This window comes from Mesorhizobium sp. WSM4904, from assembly GCF_029674545.1.
Lineage (GTDB): Bacteria > Pseudomonadota > Alphaproteobacteria > Rhizobiales > Rhizobiaceae > Mesorhizobium.
Window position 1 is genome coordinate 1,272,859 of the sequence record NZ_CP121354.1, and the last position, 22,180, is coordinate 1,295,038.

18 protein-coding genes and 3 pseudogenes are annotated in these 22,180 nt (G+C 59.0%); 15 read left to right on the forward strand and 6 right to left on the reverse strand.

Annotated features, from left to right (window positions below):
- Positions 1-69 precede the first annotated feature (69 nt).
- Positions 70-390 carry an iron-sulfur cluster assembly accessory protein gene (locus tag QAZ47_RS06020; protein ID WP_029356570.1) on the reverse strand — a complete coding sequence of 107 codons (321 nt, stop codon included), beginning with the start codon at positions 388-390 and terminating at the stop codon, positions 70-72.
- A 210-nt stretch (positions 391-600) separates the two neighbouring features.
- On the opposite strand from QAZ47_RS06020, the gene QAZ47_RS06025 reads away from it, so the two are divergent.
- Both QAZ47_RS06025 and QAZ47_RS06030 read left to right on the forward strand, forming a co-directional pair.
- Positions 601-924 (forward strand): hypothetical protein, encoded by a 324-nt coding sequence (locus QAZ47_RS06025; RefSeq protein WP_126066777.1) that lies wholly within the window; start codon positions 601-603, stop codon positions 922-924.
- A 51-nt stretch (positions 925-975) separates the two neighbouring features.
- Entirely contained in the window at positions 976-2,112 is a 1,137-nt protein-coding gene (locus QAZ47_RS06030; RefSeq protein WP_082826587.1) for a ChuX/HutX family heme-like substrate-binding protein, read from the forward strand.
- A 156-nt stretch (positions 2,113-2,268) separates the two neighbouring features.
- Here QAZ47_RS06030 and QAZ47_RS06035 read toward each other — a convergent pair whose 3' ends face one another.
- Positions 2,269-3,501: an MFS transporter gene (locus QAZ47_RS06035; protein ID WP_063169386.1), complete on the reverse strand. Its 1,233-nt coding sequence runs from the start codon at positions 3,499-3,501 to the stop codon at positions 2,269-2,271.
- Positions 3,502-4,988: 1,487 nt separating this feature from the next.
- On the opposite strand from QAZ47_RS06035, the gene QAZ47_RS06040 reads away from it, so the two are divergent.
- The 6 genes and pseudogenes from QAZ47_RS06040 to QAZ47_RS06065 all read left to right on the forward strand — a co-directional run bounded on the left by QAZ47_RS06040 (position 4,989) and on the right by QAZ47_RS06065 (position 10,599).
- Positions 4,989-6,167, forward strand: a complete 1,179-nt coding sequence (locus QAZ47_RS06040) for a cytochrome P450 (protein WP_063169385.1) — start codon at positions 4,989-4,991, stop codon at positions 6,165-6,167.
- Between the two features lie 29 nt (positions 6,168-6,196).
- Positions 6,197-6,319 (forward strand): annotated as a pseudogene (locus tag QAZ47_RS06045) (ferredoxin); the annotation flags it as partial.
- A 138-nt stretch (positions 6,320-6,457) separates the two neighbouring features.
- The gene (locus QAZ47_RS06050; protein ID WP_050580531.1) at positions 6,458-7,045 is read left to right on the forward strand and encodes a nuclear transport factor 2 family protein; all 588 of its coding nucleotides are present in this window, start codon (positions 6,458-6,460) and stop codon (positions 7,043-7,045) included.
- Positions 7,046-7,193: 148 nt separating this feature from the next.
- Positions 7,194-8,795: an SDR family oxidoreductase gene (locus QAZ47_RS06055; RefSeq protein WP_063169384.1), complete on the forward strand. Its 1,602-nt coding sequence runs from the start codon at positions 7,194-7,196 to the stop codon at positions 8,793-8,795.
- 138 nt (positions 8,796-8,933) lie between these two features.
- Positions 8,934-9,986: an LLM class flavin-dependent oxidoreductase gene (locus QAZ47_RS06060; protein WP_063169383.1), complete on the forward strand. Its 1,053-nt coding sequence runs from the start codon at positions 8,934-8,936 to the stop codon at positions 9,984-9,986.
- The gene (locus QAZ47_RS06065; protein ID WP_063169382.1) at positions 9,973-10,599 is read left to right on the forward strand and encodes a nitrogen fixation protein NifQ; all 627 of its coding nucleotides are present in this window, start codon (positions 9,973-9,975) and stop codon (positions 10,597-10,599) included. The genes QAZ47_RS06060 and QAZ47_RS06065 overlap by 14 nt, the downstream gene beginning before the upstream one ends.
- Here the strand turns inward: QAZ47_RS06065 and rpoN are convergent.
- Positions 10,596-12,029, reverse strand: a complete 1,434-nt coding sequence (gene rpoN / locus QAZ47_RS06070; protein ID WP_063169381.1) for an RNA polymerase factor sigma-54 — start codon at positions 12,027-12,029, stop codon at positions 10,596-10,598. The genes QAZ47_RS06065 and rpoN overlap by 4 nt on opposite strands.
- A gap of 68 nt (positions 12,030-12,097) precedes the next feature.
- Positions 12,098-12,631, reverse strand: a complete 534-nt coding sequence (locus QAZ47_RS06075) for a peroxiredoxin (RefSeq protein WP_063169380.1) — start codon at positions 12,629-12,631, stop codon at positions 12,098-12,100.
- Between the two features lie 1,173 nt (positions 12,632-13,804).
- On the opposite strand from QAZ47_RS06075, the gene QAZ47_RS06080 reads away from it, so the two are divergent.
- Positions 13,805-14,077 carry a hypothetical protein gene (locus tag QAZ47_RS06080; RefSeq protein WP_199489650.1) on the forward strand — a complete coding sequence of 91 codons (273 nt, stop codon included), beginning with the start codon at positions 13,805-13,807 and terminating at the stop codon, positions 14,075-14,077.
- 161 nt (positions 14,078-14,238) lie between these two features.
- Here QAZ47_RS06080 and QAZ47_RS06085 read toward each other — a convergent pair whose 3' ends face one another.
- Entirely contained in the window at positions 14,239-15,192 is a 954-nt protein-coding gene (locus tag QAZ47_RS06085; RefSeq protein ID WP_063169377.1) for an IS481 family transposase, read from the reverse strand.
- A 796-nt stretch (positions 15,193-15,988) separates the two neighbouring features.
- Between QAZ47_RS06085 and hisC the strand changes: the two genes are divergently transcribed.
- The 3 genes and pseudogenes from hisC (at position 15,989) to QAZ47_RS06100 (ending at position 19,682) form a co-directional block, all read left to right on the forward strand.
- On the forward strand, positions 15,989-17,119 hold the full coding sequence (gene hisC / locus QAZ47_RS06090; protein ID WP_063169376.1) for a histidinol-phosphate transaminase: 1,131 nt from the start codon (positions 15,989-15,991) through the stop codon (positions 17,117-17,119).
- Positions 17,120-17,190: 71 nt separating this feature from the next.
- A complete protein-coding gene (locus tag QAZ47_RS06095; RefSeq protein ID WP_063169375.1) occupies positions 17,191-18,225 on the forward strand; it encodes an LLM class flavin-dependent oxidoreductase in 1,035 nt (344 codons plus the stop codon).
- 254 nt (positions 18,226-18,479) lie between these two features.
- Positions 18,480-19,682, forward strand: a pseudogene (locus QAZ47_RS06100) (IS3 family transposase).
- Here the strand turns inward: QAZ47_RS06100 and QAZ47_RS06105 are convergent.
- Positions 19,677-19,818: pseudogene (locus tag QAZ47_RS06105) on the reverse strand (transposase); the annotation flags it as partial. The pseudogenes QAZ47_RS06100 and QAZ47_RS06105 overlap by 6 nt on opposite strands.
- Before the next feature lie 369 nt (positions 19,819-20,187).
- Between QAZ47_RS06105 and queC the strand changes: the two are divergent.
- The 3 genes from queC to queE are packed head-to-tail and all read left to right on the forward strand — an operon-like array spanning position 20,188 to position 21,973.
- On the forward strand, positions 20,188-20,886 hold the full coding sequence (gene queC, locus QAZ47_RS06110; protein WP_063170389.1) for a 7-cyano-7-deazaguanine synthase QueC: 699 nt from the start codon (positions 20,188-20,190) through the stop codon (positions 20,884-20,886).
- Positions 20,886-21,242: a 6-carboxytetrahydropterin synthase QueD gene (gene queD / locus QAZ47_RS06115; RefSeq protein WP_063169374.1), complete on the forward strand. Its 357-nt coding sequence runs from the start codon at positions 20,886-20,888 to the stop codon at positions 21,240-21,242. Before queC ends, queD begins: the two co-directional genes overlap by 1 nt.
- Positions 21,243-21,247: 5 nt before the next feature.
- Positions 21,248-21,973 (forward strand): 7-carboxy-7-deazaguanine synthase QueE, encoded by a 726-nt coding sequence (gene queE / locus QAZ47_RS06120; RefSeq protein WP_164548811.1) that lies wholly within the window; start codon positions 21,248-21,250, stop codon positions 21,971-21,973.
- Positions 21,974-22,180 lie beyond the last annotated feature (207 nt).

Here is a 22,180-nt window from a genome sequence, read left to right on the forward strand (position 1 = left end):
CGGCGGTTACCGGTTCGACGCAGTATTCCTTGGCGTCGCTATAGTCGAACATAGCCTGTTCCCTCGCAATCATTTGCAGGACTTGCCGCAGCCGCACGTCTCACGCGCATTGGGGTTATCGAAAACAAAGCCGGATGTTTCGAGCCCAGTGACGAAGTCCACGGTCATGCCGGCGGCATGGGGTTGGGAGCCTCTATCCATGAACACCTTGAGCCCATCTCGCTCGATGATCGCATCGCCCTCACGTGAGACGCTCTCCAGGCCCATTGAGTATTGGAAGCCGGCGCAGCCGCCGGCATGGACCATGATGCGAAATCCTTCCGCCGGCTCGCTGGCGCGGTAAAGAGCGGCCTTGATGGCGGCAACAGCGTTGTCGGTGAGCGTAATCATGGCTCGATTTCTCCTCGGTCCGGCGTTTTCGTGGATCATCTCGCATGGACCGTGCCAAAGGGAAGACGTGTCAAAAACCGTAGGACATCCCGACGTCTCTTATGCTCGATTGCTGGGGAGACGTCCGACAACCGACACTTACTGTCGGGTTTGTCGCGTCCGCGTCACAGGAAGGGCGCCTGAGTTCGCGATGCACTCACGCGTAAAGCAATGAACAGAGCCAAAGATGTTCAGAGCTTGCCGCGGAGCAACTGGCACGATTTTTGTGAAGCCTTCGTTGCGGCGGCAAAATTGCCGGCCGATTCACCTTTGGGTTGCCCTCGCAATCGAAGAACGAAGGAAAGCAATATGATCCATCAGACCCGCCTTGGTGGGAAAGCAGCACCGCCGGTGGTACCCGAATGCTCGATCGGCCGATTGGCGCCGACCACCCAACAATCGCTCGCTACCGGCGATTGGCCGCTGACCGCCCGGAGACAGGATTCGACTGGCATGTGCCTGACGATCGATCGCGTCCGCCGTGCACATCCCTGAGGCCCGTTTTTCGATCGATCGTCAAAAGAAGAACGGGGCAGGGGTAAAAACATGGATCAGCGCAAGAAGCGGTCGCCCAACGAAATCCGGCGTGCGTGGGAAGTCTGTCCGAACATTCCCGCGCGTGATTTCGCCGCCCAATTGGCCATTTCGGAAGCGGAACTGGTCGCGGCCCATTGCGGTTTCGGCGCGGCACGCATCGACCCGCGCGTCAATCACCTTCTGACGGGCCTCGAATTCGTGGGCGAAGTGACGGCGCTGACCCGCAATCAAGGTGCCGTGCACGAAAAGATTGGCGTCTTCAACAGAGTGATAACCGGCAACAATCACGCCATGGTCCTTGGTGACGAATTCGACCTTCGCGTCTTCCCGCAGGCTTGGAGGTATGGTTTCGCTGTTGAAAGGCGCCATCGCGGCGGAATCCAGCGCAGTTTGCAATTCTTCGACGCCGCCGGCGCAGCAGTGCATAAGGTGCATCTCAGGCCGGTCTCCAACCTTCATGCCTATCGAAAGCTGGTGGCCGAGCTCGTATCCGCCAACCAGGAGCCGACCATGTCGCTTAAGGCGAGAGTAGCCGACCTGGGCGCGAGGACTGCGGACTGGGCCGGCACGGTGGACGACCTACGCGAGTACTGGAGCCGGCTGACTGACGTCAACCTTCTAAAGACGCTCAAGCTCAGCCGCTGCCAGGCTTTGCGCATGGTCGGCCAGGATTACGCTTGGCTGCTCGACAATGCCGCAGTTGGCGCCGTGCTCCAGCGTGCGGCCGAAGACGAATTGCCGATCATGTGCTTCGTCGGCAACCGAGGTTCTATCCAGACCCATTCCGGCTTAATCAAGTCGGTCAAGCAGATCGGGCCGTGCATCCATGTGCTGGACGAAACGTTCCGGCTGCATCTCAGGACCCACCAAATCCGTGAGGTTTGGGCCGTGCGCAAGCCGACCAATGACAGTCACGTCACCTCGCTCGAAGCATATGGGTCCGACGGCAAGATCATCATCCAGTTGTTCGGTGCGCGCAAGGAAGGCGAACGCGAGCGCGACGACTGGCGGGTTCTGGCGGAAAACCTGCCTCGTTTCCCCGACAGCTACATGAGAAAAGACCGATCGTCGTCGGTGGGACGCCGGCGCCCATCTGCCTCCGCAGCCAGTAGCCGGGCATTGAAGCCGAGACCGGGGACACGATGACGCAATAAGCGCGCTGTATTATCGCAACGCGATGAGCAGGAAGCAATTTGGCGCTGCCCCATCGACCGCATGGTTACGACGAAGCCGCGGCCTTTGGGCCGAGCTCAGAGGTGACAATAGCGTGAACGCCGCCGACCGTCACTCCCCACCAGGCGGTCAGGTTTTGCGGTTCGGGCCGAGCAAAAATACTGTCAAGACAGCGAGGAACGTGGCAACCGCGCTGTAGACAAAGACACTGGCAATACCCGTGTGATCCACCAATAGGCCACCGCAAGTTGTGCCGGCTGCGATGGCCACTTGGAAGGTTATGACCATCAGTACACCAGCGCTCTCGGCCTGTTTCGGAGCGGCGCGTAGCACCATCCATGTCTGCAATCCGACCGGGACCGCGCCAAAAGCAAAGCCCCATACGGCAACTGCAATTGCCGAGGTCAAGGCCGATGCTCTCATGGTCAGGAGCGAGACAGCGGCTACGGCAATGAGCAGGGGCGGCAGGGCCGCGACCGCCTTGAGACTGTGTTTGGTGAGGAATGCGCCGGCTAAATTGCCGAAGACGCCGGCCGTGCCAAAAGCAAGGAACACGAGCGGGATTGACTTCTTGTCGAGCGCAGGAACGCTCTCGAGAAAGGCGCGGATGTAGGCGAAGCTGGCAAAATGGCCGGAAGCGACCAATAGCACGACTAGCACCGCAACCTTCATCGCCGGATTCTTCGCGACATCCAGCGGACTGCGGAATCTGCGCACTTCGATCGGAGGCAGTGGCGGAATGGTTACGAGTTGCACGAGCAGCGCAACGGCACTCACGATTGCGGCGACCTTGAACGAGGCTCGCCATCCCCAAATGTCACCGACATAAGCGCCGATTGGAGCCGCGCAGACGGAGGCGACAGAAACGCCGGTGAGGATGACCGACATGGCGCGCGGCATGAGGTGACTTGGAACCAGCCGCATCGCCAACGCTGCCGAAATTGACCAAAAACCACCAAGCGATATGCCAAGGACGACGCGTGCCGCCAGCAAAACCGGCAGCGACCCCGCAACCTCCGCCAGAACGTTCGACAGGATCAGCAGGAGCGTCATCGCCCAGATGACGACCCTGCGGTCCAGACGCTTTGTCACGATGGCGATTATCGGTGCCGAGATCGCCGCGACGATTGCGGCCGCTGTTAGCGCCTGTCCAGCCGTGCCCGTGGTGATACGGAGATCATGCGCGAGCGGTGTCAGAACGCTGGCGGGCAGAAACTCTGCCGTCACAAGCCCGAAGGTGCCGAAGGAAAGCGAAATGATGGCACCCCATGCAGGGCCAGAACGTTGATAGGGACTTTCTGGGTCAAGCCGATCTCGGTCGAACAAAGCCGCGTCCACTAAATCTGTCGCCGATTCGGTCATGAATGAGTTCTCCGGCTAGGAGCTGTTGCAGCAGGGGTGGCTACATCGCCGGGGATCAAAGCCGCGAGACCTTCCGGCGGCGGCCAGTCGGCATCAGTCGAGGCCTCGGAGCCCGACGCATCCGAGGCCTCATCGGAGGGCCGACGGACCCAACCGTCGACAATGCGGGAGAGTTCTCGGCGCGGTCGCATCGATCGCATTCGTCGAAGTGCGGTCTGTTCACTGCGAACCAAGCAAGCCGAACGCGGTGTCCTCGATCGAGGCCTTGATGGGGGGATGATCGACGATCTCTATATTGCTTTGAAGCAGGAAGTTCCGTCGCCATATGTGGTTATCCTGGCAGCCAGAATTGAGCGGTTGTCGCAAGCACCAAGGCGGTCGCAATGAGTGCAACGAGGCGGAAGTCTGATCGATGGCTGCGGTTCGATGGCCGCGCGATCGACAAAATTGAGGTGATGAGTTATCCCTTTTGAAGCCGTTGCTCCCAATTCTGGGATAAGGTAATTGCAGGCGGTCCCAGCAACGTCGGGCGGCCTTTTTGGTGATCGAATTCATGGGACGACACTCTCGGTCCGTGACGCATCTGCGAATGACTCCGCAAGTTCCGTGCCATCAACGACAAATCTGGCTCTGCTGAGCGGGTGGTGGAGGCACGAGCGTGGGCTATCCCAAGAGCTTGCCGCAAGGTTGTTCGAAGTTGAGGTGCCGGATAGACCGCAAATATGTCGGGCGGCCTGGGGTTGGCCAACACGAAGATGCGCAAGTTCAAAAGGACGAGCTGAACCCTTGCCGATATCCATCCGAGGCTGATCTGGAGAAGGTCAAGAACTGCGTCTTGAAGGCTTCCGCCGCACCGGCAAATGCTAAGCCAAGGTGCTGGGCAAGATGGACAGGGCCATCCAACCCGTCGACTGGACGCTCATTAATGGCGTCGGTGTGGCTCTGTAGCTGGCGAGAAAAACGCCCTGCTGAAAGACAAAAGCTCGTGTGGCCGGCTCTGAAGGACGGCCAATGAGGCATGCGAGGAGAGGCTATAGTCCATTCGTGTAGACTGATCTTGTCCTACGGAGGCGGCTAACCACCCCGCCAGACATCATCGAGGGGAGCGCCACTAGGCTCACCCCAAGTGTTGGTCGTTTCCACCTGGTGACCTCGGCCAAGTCACCAAGCCGCTTAGCGCAAGCTTTCGAACTGGATGCTCCCCGGGCACATGATCGGCTAGCGATCCCACCAGTTGAGTTGCTCCAAGTCGCTGTCTAGCATTCTACATTCTGTGTCCGACGCTGGACAAGAATGTTGCAATCCCGACCAGCAAGTCAGCGCAGGCGCCACCTGTTGCCCAGCAAACGGCAAGGATTATCGAAAGACGAATTCGGCACGGAGCTTGCACCGACGATTGCATGCAAATGCCGACAGCATCTCATGAACGGTCTCTCGATTCTGGCGCGGTTAAATCGCGGCCGGTTCCAGATCATGTCCCGCCCGAAATGGTGAGGGACTTCAACCTGTTTACGTCGCCCGGCATGTTGCCGACGGCTAACGGGGATCCGCATGCAGCGGTTGCTTGCGTTCATGCCGGGCCTCCGATCTTTTATTCAACCAGCAACACGCGCGACGGTCGGGGTACCTGGGTCATCACTCGCGCGAGCGACCAGCGCCGGGTGCTGCAGGACACCGAAACGTTTTCCAGCCATCGCAGCATCTTCGCCTCTGTGCTCGGCGAGAGCTGGCCGATGATCCCGCTTGAGCTCGATCCGCCATTCCACGGTGTTTTTCGCTCACTGCTCAATCCGCTGCTTTCGCCAAAGCGGGTAATGGCATTGGAGCCGGCTGTCCGGGAACGAGCGATCAAGCTGATCGACAGGATCGCCGCATCAGGCACGAGCTGCGACATCATGAAGGATTTTGCAGTTCCGTTCGCGGTCAATATCTTCCTTCGCTTTATTGGGCTTTCGGACAACGGACTAGAAACATTTGTCGGCTGGGCTAGAGATCTGCTCCACGGCGATAAGGAGCAACGACCACCCGCAGCCCGGACGATCGTGGCCTTCATCGACGAACTTGCCACCGAGCGCCGCAAGGAGCCGGTCGATGATTTCATGACCTTCATCGTGAAGGCAAAGGTCGAGGGTCGTCTGCTCAGTGACGAAGAAGTCCGTGGCATCGGCGTGCTTGTGTTCGTCGCGGGACTCGACACGGTCTCAGCAGCCATATGCTTCGACTTGGCCCATCTCGCGCGCAACCCCAAAGATCAGGAATTGCTACGAAGCGAACCTGACCGGATTGCCGTCGCTGCGGAAGAATTGCTGCGCGCCTATTCGACCATTCAGATGATCCGAGTGGCAACGAAGGATGTCGACTTCAAAGGCGCGCCGATCCGCAAGGGAGATTATGTTTCCTGTGCCACGATGATTGCCAATCGTGACCCGGCGGAATTCGAATGCCCGAATGAGATCGATCTGGCGCGCGAGGACAACCGGCACGCTGCCTTTGGCTATGGTCCCCATCGTTGTCTTGGCTCACACCTTGCCCGGCGGGAGATTGTCATTGGCCTGGAGGAGTGGCTGGCGCGCATCCCAGCCTTTCGGATCAAGACAGGGACTGAACCTATCACCTTCGGCGGCCATGTGTTCGGGATCGAGAATCTGATCCTGGAATGGTCCTGAAGTTTCAGCCAACGACATTGGAGTTCGCTATGCGTGTCGTCGTACATAAAGCCAGATGCCAGGGTCATGCGCGCTGCTGGGCGCGGGCGCCGAGAGTCTTCAAGCTTGATGACGCCGGCTACATCTTGCCCGGTGATATTGATGTTGCCGATGGGGAGCAACTGCTTGCCTCAAAAGGGGTACGAGCCTGCCCCGAACAAGCTCTGGAAGTTGACGAGCCCCCCGCTAACTCAGTTGTAGAGAGAGACACACGCAAAGTGCAGACTGGCATCGGGAAGGACAAAACAATCATACAATTCGCGACAGACCCTGTCGACCACGCGAAAATTACCGAACTGCGTGACCGAGAGGCGATCCGCAACTGCCTGTATCGGTACTGCCGCGGGATAGACCGCGCCGATGAGGCGGCGCTGCGTAGCGCATACTGGCCCGAAGCGTATGACAGGCACGGTCCCTATTGCGGACCGGCAGAGGACTTCATCCAATTTGCTCTCGGTCTGCCGGGGCACCGTAACATCCATCAAATCACGAACAGCCTGATCGACTTCATCAGTTCAGCAGAGGCCGCGGTCGAGAGCTATTTCACCGCGCTGCAACGCGGACCGGATACAGACCAAGAAATACGTCAGACGCTGCTTTGCGGCCGTTACTGCGATCTGTTTCAGAAGAGGCAGGACGAGTGGCGAATTGCGGAACGGACAGTCGTCTACGATTGGGTTGAGGAGCAAATCCCGCCAGCGATTCTTGAGGCAGATAGGTTCGGCCGGCGACAGCCGATTGGAGCACCACATCCAGACGATCCCATCTACCAGTTGCTCAAGGGTCACATCCCCACCGACCAAGATGGCGTCGAGGGTCCCCAACTGGGAGCTGCATAAGTGGGTAGGAATGGAGGATGAGCGCCCTACGGGAACGACATCTGTGTGGGGCCGCGACTGGCGGTCACTGCAACGATTTGGCTCGGCCCTTCATTCCGCCCAAGGTTGATGGGCTGAGATCACAAGCGGTCATCGTGGAGAAGCTCTCGTGAAACTGGCAGCACGCACCGTAATCATCACAGGCGCTGCGGGCGGGATCGGCCGTGCCCTGGTCGATATCCTTGCCGCGGACGGAGACACTGTAGTTGCGGTGGACCTTCCGGGCAGTGGTGTGGTTGAACTGGCTCGGGATCTCGGGTCGCCGCACGTCGGTCTGGAGTGCGATGTGTCGCGAGAGAAGGACATGCTCTCACTTTTCGGCCAGGTCGAAGCACGGTTCGCGCAAATCGATGTCCTCATCAACAATGCGGCGGTTGGACCCACGATGGATAGGATCATCGACACCGCTGTCGATACCTTCCGACGCGGCGTGACAGTGAACCTTATTGGGCCATTCGTTATGGCCCGGGAAGCGGCGCGGCGCATGAAGCCGGGCGGTGCGATCGTCAATGTGGCTTCGATGGCGGGCGTGGTCGGCAATCCCAGGCGCAACGCCTACGCAGCCTCGAAAGCTGGCGTGATCTCGTTGACAAAGTCCCTTGCATGCGAGTGGGCTATGCGAGGAATCCGCGTCACGGCGGTGGCGCCGGGCTCCGTCCGCACCCCAATGGTCACAGAACTGGCACGCGCTGGCAAAATGGACCTCGCGGCGATACGCCGCCGCGTGCCGATGGGGCGCTTGGCTCGCCCCGACGAGATCGCCAGGGTCGTGCGTTTTCTGAGCAGCACGCAGGCGCGCTACATCACCGGCTCGGTGCTGGCAGTCGACGGAGGCTGGATGTCATTCAACCAGCCGGGGGATGCTCACCCGCCGGTGGATGGTGCGCTCCAAGCCGAGCTCTCCTGTCCGGCCGAATGCACAGATGCGCGAATCGTGCTCGTCACCGGTGGCGCAAAAAGCATTGGCGCGGCCGTCGCTCGCCGCTTTGCCGCGAACGGCGACACCGTCGTGATTGCTGATAAAGATGGCACTGCAGCGGCAGAGCTGGCTACATCGCTCCCCGGCAAGCATCTGGCGAAATCGCTGGACGTGGCCGTCGAGAGCGATGTGGTGTCGATGTTCGAAGAACTGAGGGGACGCTTCGGGTATATCGATGTTCTGGTCAATAGTGCTGATACCGCCGACAGGATTGTGCCTGCGATCGAGCAACTGTCGAAACAGCTCGAACACGTCCTGGATGTCAACCTTACCGGCGCCTTCACCTGCGCGCGCGAAGCGATCAAGGCTATGCGCCCGGGCGGCGTGATCCTCAATCTCGGGTCGATCGACAGCTTTCTGCCGTTCGCGCCGCGCCATGCCTACGGCGCCTCCAAGGCGGGGATGGATATGCTGACCCGTTGCATGGCGGCCGAACTCGGGCCGGTCGGAATTCGGACAGCCACCGTCGCTCCTGGCCACATCCGCACGCCCGCACTTGCTCAGTTGGCCAAAGCCGGCCGCATCGACCTGACAGCAATCGGACGACGCATCCCCATGGGCAGGATGGGACGGCCAGAAGACGTCGCAGATGCATCGTTCTTCCTTGCTTCGTCTGACGCCTCATACATCAACGGCTCGATCCTCTACGTGGACGGCGGCTGGACCTCGTTCGGTGATGCGGGAAACGCCAGCGAGCTCTATGACGAATGTTTTGCGGAGGCCGCAGGTTAATTGCCAGGCCTTCGCAGGGCGACCGGCCGAGCATTATGAAGCCTCGGCTCCACGACGCACCTGAGGTGCTTGAGATCCAAGCATGCGCATGCCGAGCACATTCCCGGTCGGCTGACGTGTCTATAACGAGGAGAAATCATGGAATTTGCCACTTTCATTCTGGCCGCCCAGCGTGGCTATCACCAATCCTCAGAAAGCGTCATCCGCAACTCCATCGAACAGGCCGTCGCTTCGGAGCAGGCTGGGTTCAACACCGCGTGGTTTGCTGAGCACCACTTCAACAATTACAGCCTCATACCATCCCCGCTGATGATGGTGGCGCACTGCGGCGGCTTGACAAGCACGATTCGCCTGGGCACTGCCGTCTGCGTGCTGCCGCTTTACCAACCGCAGCGCCTGCTGTCCGAGATCGGCTTCGCCGACATCGTTGCGAACGGCCGTCTCGAGCTCGGCGTAGGCTTGGGATACCAGCAGTTCGAGTTCGAACGGTTCGGCGTGGACATCGATGAGGCGCCGGCCGTCTTTTCGGAATACCTGGACATCATTCTCAAGGGCCTCAACCAAAACGTCTTCGAACACGACGGCCAGTATGAGAAGATCCCCCCAACAGCGATTTCGGTCCGCACAGTCCAGCAGCCGACGCCGCCTATCTGGATCGCTGGCGGAGCCGCACGGATGGCTCGGGCCTACCGCGAGGGGCACAATTTTTTTGTCACAGCCTTCCACGACGGCTTAGAGACTTTGACCACACTGCGTGAATCAGTCGAGAGGGCGGCGGCATCCGAGGAAAAGAACGTCACCGACGTCAAGATATCGCTGCTGCGCTGCTGCTATGCCAGCCACGACGAGTTGGAGATCAACAGCTATCTCGACAATGCCCGCTTCCAGCGCCGGCTTTCTGAAGCCCTGCATCAGCGTCGCCAACAGAGCCACGATGGCTACCTGCTGCAGGAGACACCGACCCAGCAGGATCTGTCCTTCGAGACCATGCGCAAAAATTTGCCGATTGGCAGCGTAAATCGCGTGATTGATCGCCTGCTGGAAGAGATCGATATCTTGAAACCGGACCAGATCGCAGTTCAGACTCAATTGGGCGACTTCGACCAAAAGACGATGCTGCGCCAGATCGAGCTCTGGGGCGACAAGATCATCCCTGCGGTCAACAAGGCGCTTTGTCATGCCGGAAGCTGAAGCCGGCCGTTACGATGATGGCTGCCTATCCAGCGCGCAATGGCGTGGGTCCGAGCTAGGGAGGAGCTTCGATCAGCATGTGCTGCCCTGCGTACATTCACGTTCGCTTGAGGAGGTCCAGGCGGGCGAGGTGTTGGCGACGGAGGGGACAGGCCTTTCGTCTGTCGAATTGCGTGATGTCTTGGCCGCAACTTTCCCGTCTACCTCCAGCAGCGTATTCGCTTTGGAGGAGTTGAGCGAGCCCGAGCCGGAACTGGAAGAGGAACTGCTACGCCGGCTGCTGCTAGCGCATGCTGCGCCGGCCGACCCGGCGAGCGCCCGCTTGGCCAAGATCATCGCCCGGCGTGCGATGCGCATGGACCATCTTTGGCGGGATCTTGGCCTCTCAAATCGCGCTGAGCTCAGCCGCCTGCTTGCCAGACATTTTCCCGCGCTGGCGGCAGGCAACACAGAAAACATGAAATGGAAAAAGTACTTTTACCGCAAGCTGTGTGAGGCCGAAGGCTTTTCGTCATGCACAGCACCCAGTTGCGGGGAATGCCATGACTTCGAAAGCTGCTTCGGCCCGGAGGAAGTTGAGAGTCGCCTCTCGCCGACCACGAATGTCGGTTAGTCACTTCGCTTGATCGCAGCTGCGGACAAACGCTTATCGCGGCGCCGTCGTATGGAGGAAGGGATGTTCATCGCCTCGCGATATTTGGTGACGGTACGGCGAGCGACATCGATGCCGGTCTCCTTGAGTTGAGCAACGATGTCTTCGTCGGAATGTACCTTGTCGAGCGATTCTTCGGCTATGATTGCCTTGATCCGATGGCAGACAGCTTTGGCGGAGTGCGCATCGCCGCCCTCGCAGGATGCGATTGGCGCAGCGAAAAAATACTTCAGCTCGAACACCCCGCGCGGAGTCAACATGTACCTGTTCGAAGTCACCCGGCTTACCGTCGACTCGTGCATGCCGATCTCGTCAGCGACATTTTTGAGACAGAGAGGCCGCAGATGGGCGGCGCCGTGTGTAAAAAAGGCATCCTGCTGGCGCACGATTTCGGTCGCAACCTTAAGGATCGTCTTAGCGCGCTGCTTGAGACTGCTGATCAGCCAGTTCCCTTTTTCCTGGCAATTGTCGAGAAACGCTTTGCCTTCCGGATTTTGCTTGGTCAGCTGCGAGATTTCGGCGACATAGGTGTGGTTGATCAACACTTTGGGCAGCGTGGCCGGATCAAGCTCCACCCGCCATCCACCTTCGGACTTGGGCATTACCCAGACGTCCGGTACGATGGTTTCCGGCGTCCCGGACTGGAACCGGTCTCCAGGCTTGGGATCGAGCGCGCGGATTTCGTTCCTCATGTCGAGGAGATCCTCCTCGTCGACTCCGCAACGCTGCTTCAATCCCTGAAAATCCCCCCGTGCAAGCATCTCGAGATTGGCGACCAAAGCTGCCATAGCCGGGTCGAACCGGTCTTGCTGGCGCAGCTGAATCTCCAGGCATTCGCTGAGAGTTCGCGCAAAAATGCCCGGCGGATCAAATTGCTGCAAGATTCCGATGACCCGTTCCACATCAGCTTGCCGAACGTTTAACGTCCTGGCCAGATCGAAAAGGTTTACCTGAAGATAGCCAGTGTCCTCCAGATGAGCGGCGAGCTGTCCGGCAATCAGCCGCTCCTGGGGGGTGAACGGGTTGAGGGCGACCTGGCGGGCGACATGGTCGTGCAATGTTTCGGTGTGGGCGGTAAACTCCTCGACGGCAGGTCGATCGTTGCCGCTACTGCGTTGCGACTTCCATTGCCCGCGCCCGCCAGACGGCCCGCCAATGGGCGATTCGCCGATTTCGCTTCTGCTTTGACTGCTCCGCTGATCCACCCCTGGCAGCGGCGAATCGTCGTCAAACGGGTCAGGCTTCAAAACGGGGTTCTTCTCGAGTGCCTGCTGCACGAGCTGATGGAGTTCAGTATGCGTCAATCGCAGCAAGCGAATAGCTTCAATGGCTTGAGGCGATAAGACCATACGTTGCTTCTGGCGTTGAAGCAGGCTTGCTGAGAGATGCATGTTGAACCGTGATCTGCCGAGGAGGCTCTAGTGTGTGCTTGGGTTGTGTGAGACTTTCCACTTCTGGGTCATGCCGCCGCCTTCAATTTGTCGAGAACGTTTTGCGGGGATGAAACGCCATAGGGGTCCGTCTCGCAGTTGTCACAGAAGCCTTCCTCCTCGAACCACTGCTCCACCACGCCATCGTCGATCAGAGCGGCGTATCGCCAGGAGCGCATGCCAAAGCCCAGATTGTCCTTCGCGACCAGCATGCCCATTTTGCGCGTGAACTCGCCCGACCCGTCTGGGATCAGCTCGATCTTCTGCAGCCCCAAGGACTTTCCCCACGCATTCATGACGAAAGCATCGTTGACCGAGACGCAGTAGATCGCGTCAATTCGCAGTTCCAGAAATTGATCATAGAGTTTTTCGAAATCGGGCAGTTGGAAGGTCGAGCAGGTCGGGGTGAAGGCGCCAGGCAGCGAGAACAGGATGATGCGCTTGCCCCCGAAATAATCGTCGGAGGTCTTGTTCTCCCACTGATAAGGATTTGGCCCCCCGATCGACTCATCGCGAACACGCGTGCGAAAGGTCACGAGAGGAACGTTCTTTCTATAGGTCATTGATTTGCTTCCAGGCCAAAGTGGTACGGTGCATTTTTCGGTTAAACTGAAGCGGCATCGACTTCGGTCGACAGTTCCGGCAGCCTCGCGCCTTGGCGTGGTTGCCTCGGACCGGTCTTGTGCAAGACCGCCCCCGAGCAGGCACGTTTAACGGCGACGAGCTTCCGCGGAGACGGGGAATTTTGCTCGCGTGCTTTATCGAGCTTTGAGAGGTAGGCATGGTCTGCAACCGTGATTTTGACTGCGTTCTATCGACCGAGTCGCAAGCGCCATGCCAATTGACCCGATGCCTTGGGTTCACTTCGGTTTTTGCAGCAACTTTCGTGTTGTGCAGTAATGCCGGTCGATATTATTGCTCAAGCAGCACTGGAAATTGGGTGCGACTCCGTTCGGCAAACCCGGCCTTTGTCCGAAGCCGGACACGAATGTCGGAAATAGCCAAACGCCAGGATCTGGGGCGGGTTAAGAAACGTTGCCGTGGGCACCGGCTTCAGCACAATTGCGCCACGCGAGCATGGCTCCCAGCGTCAATGCCGTGCAGCAGCGAGACGAAGTCACTGCAGAATATCAACCTCTGCGAAGTCGTTGAAACCCAGCATGTGCGAGCCGTTCGAGGCGCAGATCAAGGCATGCTCGAGGAAGAGCTCGTGCTCTCGGCAGCAAGTGTTGCGACGTCTGACAAGGATCGTCGCGCTTCAAGGAAAAGAACCTGAATGGTGCACGGCTTGTGAAGGCCGGCGCATGGAAATGGCTGGGCTGATCATCCTCCATGAGGGTTGAATGAAGAGCTGGCCCCTATCTCCCTCAGCTGCAACGGGGGGAGATAGGGCATGTCCGTCTATCGCGCTGGGTAACATTCCTCGGTGATGCAATAAGGGGGAGCAATTTCTCATTTCGGCAGACACGACCCAGCTCTCCTTTCATGCGCTGATTCCCCCAGGGGAAATCGCGACTCCAGGCTTCCTATGCAGCGAATCGCGGTGCTGTCCGATGTCCGACAATGTCGGATGCGGATCGTAGCTGGGCTAGATCCGTCACTTTGCCTCGATGGTTTCCCACTGGCCTTATATCTGCTTCGCCCAAATGCGGCGACATAACCTGTGCGGCATCTGTGAATGGATCGACTTCAATCGAGACCTCGGAGGTCCCGATGCGCGAAGGGAGCTTGCCGATATGACGGCCACCATAGCGAACCACGGTCCGGACGACGAGGGGACTTGGATCGGCGGGCCTGCGGCGCTGGGACACCACCGCCTGGCAATCATCGATATCCAGGGCGGCCGCCAGCCGAGGATGCTCCAGGGGGATGGCCGACCTGACTTGGTGCTCGTCTACACGGGTGAGACTTACAACTACCGCGAGCTGCGTCAACAGCTGGCCGGCCTAGTCCATCGCATGAACACGAGCAGTGACACCGAGGTGGTGCTGCACCGCCCCCGCGAGTAGGGCTCTTCGGCGGGTACACTTTTTTCACGAAATCCGTGAATGTTTCTCGCGACATCATCCCGCAATCGGTGGTGCAGCGGGTGAAGAGCCCGTATCCGGCTATCCAGAATGCCGCCTACGACAAAATACTACGTACGCGGTTCACTGTGATGCTGGACGACCTAGTTGTGGAGCTTCAACAGGTTGTCCTCGATCAGGGCGAGGCGACTGATAGGCGTTTTTGACTTTAGGCTGCCATGTGGACGATGCCAATTGTATCTGTGCAGCCAGACAGGCAGTTCGGCGGCACGATGATCGGATGTCGGATAGGCAATGGCGTAGGCCCATTCGCGCAGTGCTGTCTGGATGAAGCGCTCGGCCTTGCCATTGGTCTTGGGCGTATAGGGTCTTGTCGTGACGTGCTTGAGGCCGAGATCGCGGCAGGCCTTGGCGAAGGCCTTTGATCTGTAGCAGGAGCCGTTGTCGGTCATGACGCGGGCTATCGTGACGCCGAGGCTGGCGTAATAGGCGACCGCGGCCTTGAGGAAGGCGATGGCGCACTCCTTTTTCTCGTCGGGCAGGATTTGCGAGAAGGCGATGCGGGACGCGTCGTCGATGCAGACATGGACGAACTCCCAGCCGGCGCCGCGCGACTTGCCCTTTTGCGGATCGCCGGTGATACGATGGCCGACTTGGCTGAAGCGGCCGAGCTTCTTGATGTCGATATGGATCATCTCGCCGGGATGCTCCCGCTCGTAGCGCCGGACCGGTTCGGCCGGCTCGATATCCCTGAGCCGCGACAGCCCGGCACGCTTGAGAACCCGGCTGACGGTGGCGGGCGAGACGCCGACCTCATGGGCGATGTGCTTGCCGGTCAGCCGCTGGCGACGCAAGGCTGCGATGCGCTCGGCCACGGACTGTTCGGTCAGGCTCGGCATGACGGTGGGCCGCGACGAGCGGTCGACCATGCCGGCCCGCCCTTTGGTCTTATAGCGCTCGACCCAGCGCGCCACGATCTTGGCCGACACGCCATAGACGCGCGCCGCATGGGCTTTGGAAAAAGCGCCTTCTATCACCGATAACGCCATCTCCTCTCGACGCAGCGGTGTGAGACGGGCATTCTTGTGGATGTTCATTCGGACCCTCCGATGGATGCTGAAGCGTGGTAACTCCAGTCTCCTCGGTCCGGTCCGAATGGACAACCTCTCGAAAGCTCACACCTAGTGCCGGCAGTGGCACCGCTGTTGTCCGTCGACAGGTCCCGCGCTTGCTCGGTGCGACCAACAACCTTAAGCGCTAGGGCGTAACCTGACCCTGCAAGATCTCCTCACCGACTATAAGGTGCGCCTCACGATCTGAGACGATGGGACAGGATGGCTAAGGAGGTGCGCCGTCTTGCATGCCCCGCCAGCGAGGCGAACCCTCTCGGCTACGCGCGCCACCAGCGACGCTCCATATCGTCAGGCCTGCGTCTCATGCTCAGATGAGCCGGTATTTGGCTCTCTCATCAGCAAACCGAGAGAGCCCATGCCAAGACGGAAGCAAGCAAGACGAACGAGCGTCAGAGATATCCTGCGCCTGACCCATAAACAGGGCAGTCCGGTGGGCCAAGGTGGCAGAGCAACTGAGGTTCGGCAAGACTTCGGCTTCCACCTATCTGCGGGCGCTGGAGACGGGCTGTCGTGCAGGCCCTGCATGCGGCTTTGAGGACGATGCGATGTTGAAACACCGTCTGTTGCGCCGAATCGGCCGTCGGCCAAACGTTGGGTCGTCATCAGGTTCTCGACAGCTTCCCGGTGTCAAATCCAAACCGTGGTCGGCGATCCCCACCAGGGTGGGAAGGCAGCGCTGATATAGCCGAACGTCGATCAAGTCACGATCAACGATTGCCTCATGTCACATGCCCTGCGGGACTGAAAAACGGAGAAGAACATGTGCGATGCAAAACTGAAGACCGTGCTTTCGCTTTTTTCGCCGGTGGCCAGCAAATTAGATGCTCTCTCGTCCAACGGACCAGCGACGGATGCAAACTGCGTTAAGCTAAATACGAACGAGAACCCGTTTCCGTTGCCGAAGAGCGTAATGCAAAGTGCAATTGCTGCGATCGAACACCAGTATCTTTATCCGGAAGACGACAATCTCAGCTTAAGGGCAGCTGCCTCCGATGCTTACGGATTTTCCAAAGATCAGGTGATTGCCGGCAACGGTTCGTCGGAGCTGCTCGGACTCATCTACAGAGCTTTCCTCGCCCCAGGAGATAGAGTGGCAATGCTGTCGCCCGGATTTTCGTTCAACCGTAAACTTGCCATGTTGCAGGGTGCCGAGTTTCTCGAAATCGCATCGAGCGAAGCTCATCCCCTGCCGATAGAAAAACTGCTGTCCGGCCCCGCAAAAGACGCGAAGTTCATTCTGTTGGCTAATCCGAACAATCCGACCGGAACATTCGTGCCGGTGGCCGAAATCGAACGCCTTGTGGAGCAAGCAGATCGCTTGGTCGTCTTGGATGAGGCCTACGTTGACTTCGCACCCGACAATGCCCTGCGCCTCGTCAATAGACATCCGAATCTTTTGATCTTGAGGACTTTTTCAAAGAGCTATGCTGCCGCTGGCGTGCGAGTCGGCTTCGGTTTCGGTCACCCAGAAATCATTGGCAGGCTGCGCAACATCCAGAATGTCTTCAACATGAACGTGATCGGGCAGGCGGTCGGGAAAAGCATTCTTGCGCATCGCCACGCCTACGAAGAGAACCACAGGCACATCAAGCATGAACGACAGCGAGTGACCCTGGCGCTGTTGCAACTTGGCTTTTCCGTAACACCCTCCCACGCAAACTTTTTGCTGGCCCGTGTGCCGGCGGGACAGGAGGGCTCATGCTGGCAAGCCGCGTTGAAAGAGCAGGCGATCCTCATCGCCAGCTTTCCTGACGTAGATTTGAAGAACTGTATTCGCGTCAGCATTGGCACCACAGAGCAGATGGACAAATTCCTTGCTGCCGCCGAACGCGTCTGTATGAACTTTAAGAAGGATCGCGGTGCTCACAAGCATGAAGTCGATTCACATTAAGCATCAAGTAATGATATGTCGTGAGCTATGATGATTAGCGAATAAATATAGGTAATTTGGAGAACAATTAATTGAAGAAAATTTCCGCTTCGGGCCTGACCTTCGGCATCTTCGATCATCTGGACGAAAACGGCGATGACATCGCACAACAATATGCAGATCGGCTGAGCCTAGCAGAAGCGTGCGATGGCTATGGCTTTTATGCGTATCATCTCGCCGAGCACCACTGTACGCCGCATGGCAGAGGTCCATCACCGAATTTGTTCTTAGCGAGCGTCGCCCAGCGAACCCGCAGTCTTCGTGTTGGTCCCATGGTAATGCTACTTGCGCTCTATCATCCGCTGCGTGCCTTCGAGGAGATCTGCATGCTTGATCAGTTGAGCGGCGGCAGGCTTGAACTCGGCATAGGGCGCGGCTCTGCTCCCACTGAATTGGGATACTTCGGGGTTGCTGTAGAAGCAGCACCAGAACAGTATGCGGAGGCCAGTGAGATTCTCATCAATGCGATGAAAGGCGGGACGCTTTCTTATCAGGGCCGCCACTTTGAGTTGAAAGATGTTCCGCTGACGTTGAGACCTCACCAATATCCCCGTCCGCCGACATGGATCGCCACCAATCGACCCGAGCCGGCTAGCTGGGCCGCTGCGAATGGGGCAAACATCGCCTGCGTCGGACCTTCCACTTCTGTTCGCAGCGTTACCGACGCGTTCCGCGCCGCCCGAATTCACGATGCTGACATTGGCCAGCAAGCGCCATTTCTTGGATTGCTCCGAATGGTGGTGATAGGGCGTTCTGAAACAGATGCGTATTTGCTCGCAGCACCTGCCTATGAACGATGGCTCAATAGCTTCAAATTTCTATACGAACTAAATGCCATTTCCACTCCACCAAACTTGCCTTTGAACTTCGATGCAGCAATTGAAAGTGAATTGTGCGTCGTGGGAACGGCAGATTCTGTCCGAAAAGCTCTCCTTGATCAGCTGGAAGAGGCAGGTGCTAATTATCTTCTGTGTCAACTGGCATTTGGGGATTTGCCGCTGGATGCCTCACTATACACCGCATCGGCCATTGGATCCGAAATCATGGCTCGAGTTGCCGCATCGTGAATCCGTCGTGTGATTGGAGGAGCAGCGGCAGCGCTGCTCCTCATTGCGAAACGGTTGTGGGGGCCGGACTCCTGTGTCAGGTGTAAACCATTGGAGCACGTCCTATCTGATCCAGGTCATATCCTGCGGCTTTGAAGTAGTTGGCACATTCGGCTGGGGTGAAGAGGTCGACGACCGCGCCGAGGCGTCCTGACCTTGCCCCTCTGATCTAATCCGGTTTGAAGTTCGTTCTGGCCCATCCAGAGGACCAGGACATGAAACGCAGCCGCTTCTCTGAAGAGCAGATCATCGGAATTTTGAAGAAACACGAGGCCGGGGTATCGGTTGGCGATCTGTGCCGCAAGCACGGGGTCAGCGACGCCTCGATCTACAATTGGAAGGCCCGCTTCGGCGGGATGGATGTCACCGAGGCTCGGCGACCTGAAGGCGCTGGAGGACGAGAACACGCGCCTGAAGCGGCTTTTGGCCGACGCCATGCTCGACAATGCCGCGTTGAAGGACCTTGTGGGAAAGAAATGGTGACGCCCGCCGCCAAGCGGAAAGCTGTCGCTCGCCTGAAGGAAGGCTTCGGGATGAGCGAACGGCGGGCGTGTAAAGCCATCGGCTGTTGCCGCATGACGGTTCGCTACCAGACCAGCAGGCCGGACGACCGCGAGGTTCGCGAGCGGATGAAGGCCGATCGCGCAGGAGCGTCGCCGGTTCGGCTACCGGCGTCTTCTCGTGATGCTGAGGCGGGAGGGCCTGGTCGTGAACCACAAGAAGCTGTTCCGGCTCTATCGGGAGGAGAAGCTCGCCGTCGCCGCCGTGGCGGCCGCAAGCGGGCGATCGGGACCAGGGCGCCGATGCTGGTGCCGCTGAGGCCCGACGAGCGCTGGTCGCTCGACTTCGTATCGGACCAGCTCACCGACGGGCGCCGCTTCCGCATCCTGGCCGTCGTCGACGACTGCACGAGAGAGTGCCTCGCACTCATCGTTGATACGTCTCTCTCGGGCATGCGGGTTGCCCGCGAATTGGACGGCTCATCACCGAGCGGGGCCGGCCCAGGATGATCGTCAGCGACAATGGCAGCGAGTTCACCTCGAACGCCATCCTCTCCTGGGCGGATCAGAACCGCGTCGAATGGCATTACATTGCGCCCGGCAAGCCGATGCAGAATGGCTTCATCGAGAGCTTCAACGGCCGACTGCGCGATGAACTGCTCAACGAGACGCTGTTCACCTCGCTGGCTCAGGCGCGCGTAGCCATCGCCCTGTGGCACGCCGACTACAACACCGCGCGGCCGCACTCCCCCCTGGCAGACCCCGGCCAAGTTCGCCAGCACCTTCAATCCGCGACGGTCGCTCGCGCTGCGCTATGCCAAAGGCTCCGCGCCAGCGCCCGTCGCTTCACCCGCCCAGCAGGGCACAACCCACGCCGGAAACGAACTCAAAACTGCTGGGGCAACGTCAGTCCCATAGAGCCTTGATGGTTATCTCGGCCTTTGCTCGCAGCAGCGCCTTAGGTTGGGCGAAGGCGTTCTCAATCGGATTGAAGTCGGGACTGTAGGGCGGCAGTTAGAGCAGGCTCGCCTGCGGCCTCAATCGCGCCGCGCAGGGTTCTCCAGGCGGATGTCGCCAATGTCAAATTTGCTGGCATCCATGTCGCCCTCGCCAACCGCACAAGCGAAGGCCAGAAAGCCAACATGTGTTCTGCGGCTTAATTAAGAGTCAGCCGATGTCGGCCGAACATCACCTTGTCTCGAAGTCGACGATCGGACAGCAGGTTGCGAAAGTTGGCGCGATGCGAAACAAACTGCTGAAGCGCTCAACTTTTATTGATCACGCGTGTTGGACGCGACGCACTCCCGTTCCAATCGGGCTGAGCGCAAATTCTCCCGGTTCACAAAACTGAGTCGCTGGAGTAGTGGGGGCGCAGAGAAATCTCCGGTCGCAGCCTTACCCGGTCAAAACAAGGATACCAATGATGAAGACTCTCGCCGTCTGCTCTGGCGGATTGGACTCCGTTTCCCTTGCTCACATGGTGGCAGCGGAGCACGAACTCACCGGCCTTCTATCTTTCGACTATGGCCAACGGCACAGGAAGGAATTGGGCTTCGCCGCTCTTTGCGCGCAGCGACTGAAGGTCCCGCACCAGATCATCGACATCGGCGAAATTGGCCGTGGCCTTTCCGGCTCAGCGCTGACTAGCAGTATCGACGTGCCGGACGGCCACTACGCCGAAGACACGATGAAGATTACGGTGGTGCCGAACCGCAATGCCATCATGTTGGCAATCGCCTTCGGTCTCGCCGCCGCCCACAGCGCCGAAGCGGTGGCGGCGGCCGTGCATGGTGGGGACCATTTCATCTATCCCGATTGCCGTCCGGCCTTCATTGAAGCTTTCCAGACAATGCAAGACCGCGCGCTCGACGGCTATGCGCAGATACGCCTCTATGCACCGTATGTGAATCTCGGAAAAGCTGACATTGTTGCGGATGGCGCAAGATACGGCACCCCGTTTGCTGAGACCTGGTCCTGTTACAAGGGCGGCGTGCGTCACTGCGGACGATGCGGGACCTGCGTCGAGCGGCGCGAAGCGTTCCATCTCGCCGGGCACGCTGATCCCACCGACTACGAGGACGCCGATTTCTGGCTTGAGGCGCTGCGCAGGAGGCGCGCGTAATGTTCCACATCAGCAAGGAATTCCACTTCTCGGCCTCGCATCAGCTCACCTCCTTGCCTCCCAACCATCAATGCGCGCGCCTGCACGGGCATAACTATGTCGTCGTAGTGGAGCTGTCGGCCAAGGAACTGGACGCCCACGGCTTCGTGCGCGACTATCACGATCTGGCGCCGCTCAAACGCTACATTGACGAGAGCTTCGACCATCGGCACCTCAACGACGTGCTGGGACATGAGAAGGTCACGGCGGAATGCCTGGCCAGACATTTCTATGAATGGTGCAAGGCACGTCTGCCGCAGACCGCGGCCGTGCGCGTTAGCGAAACACCGAAAACTTGGGCGGAATACCGTCCGTGACCGACATGCATCCCGCAATCCGTGTGAGCGAGATATTCGGGCCGACTATCCAGGGCGAGGGCGTGCTCATCGGCTTGCCGACGGTGTTCATCAGAACCGGCGGATGTGATTATCGCTGTTCATGGTGCGACAGCCTTCACGCGGTGGACAATCAGTATCGCCATGAATGGCTACCGATGCCGATCGATGCCGTGTGGCAAACCGTCCATGCGCTTTCCGGCGGCAGGCCGGTTATGGTCTCCTTGTCAGGCGGCAACCCGGCCATTCAGCCGTTCGGTCCCCTCATAGAACGAGGCCATCGCGAGGGCTATCGTTTTGCACTGGAAACGCAGGGTTCCGTGGTGAGGGAGTGGTTTGCGGATCTTGACGTGCTGACCCTTAGCCCAAAGCCGCCGTCCAGCGAGATGACGACCCGTTGGGCTGCGTTTGATGCATGCCTCGAAGCGGCGCAAGAGAAGCCGCAAATCGTGCTCAAGCTCGTCGTTTTCGACGAGAGTGACTATGCCTACGCCAAAGAAGTCGCGGCGAGATATCCGCACCTTCCGATCTATCTGCAACCCGGCAATCACACGCCGCCGCTCCCTGGCAGTGAAGACGCCTCTGTCGACTTGGACGGAATAATGATGCGAATGGAATGGCTTGTCGAAAGGGTGACTAGCGACAGGTGGTTCGAAGCCCGCGTGTTGCCGCAGCTGCACGTTCTGCTTTGGGGTAACAAGAGGGCGGTCTAGTCTGTGGCTTGCGTCGCACCGGAAGGCCGGGCTCCAACGGCTTGGCAGGCTCTCTTCGCGTGCCGAGTACAGCCGAGCTTTGTTCGCGTCAGCGGTCTCGCGATTGTGCGGCTGGAAACCGCCCGGACACCCCGCTGCCGGCGTGTGTCACCTTGACTCCGATGAGCTGTCGTCACGCAAAGTTGAAATCCGCAAGAACTGGCCTTC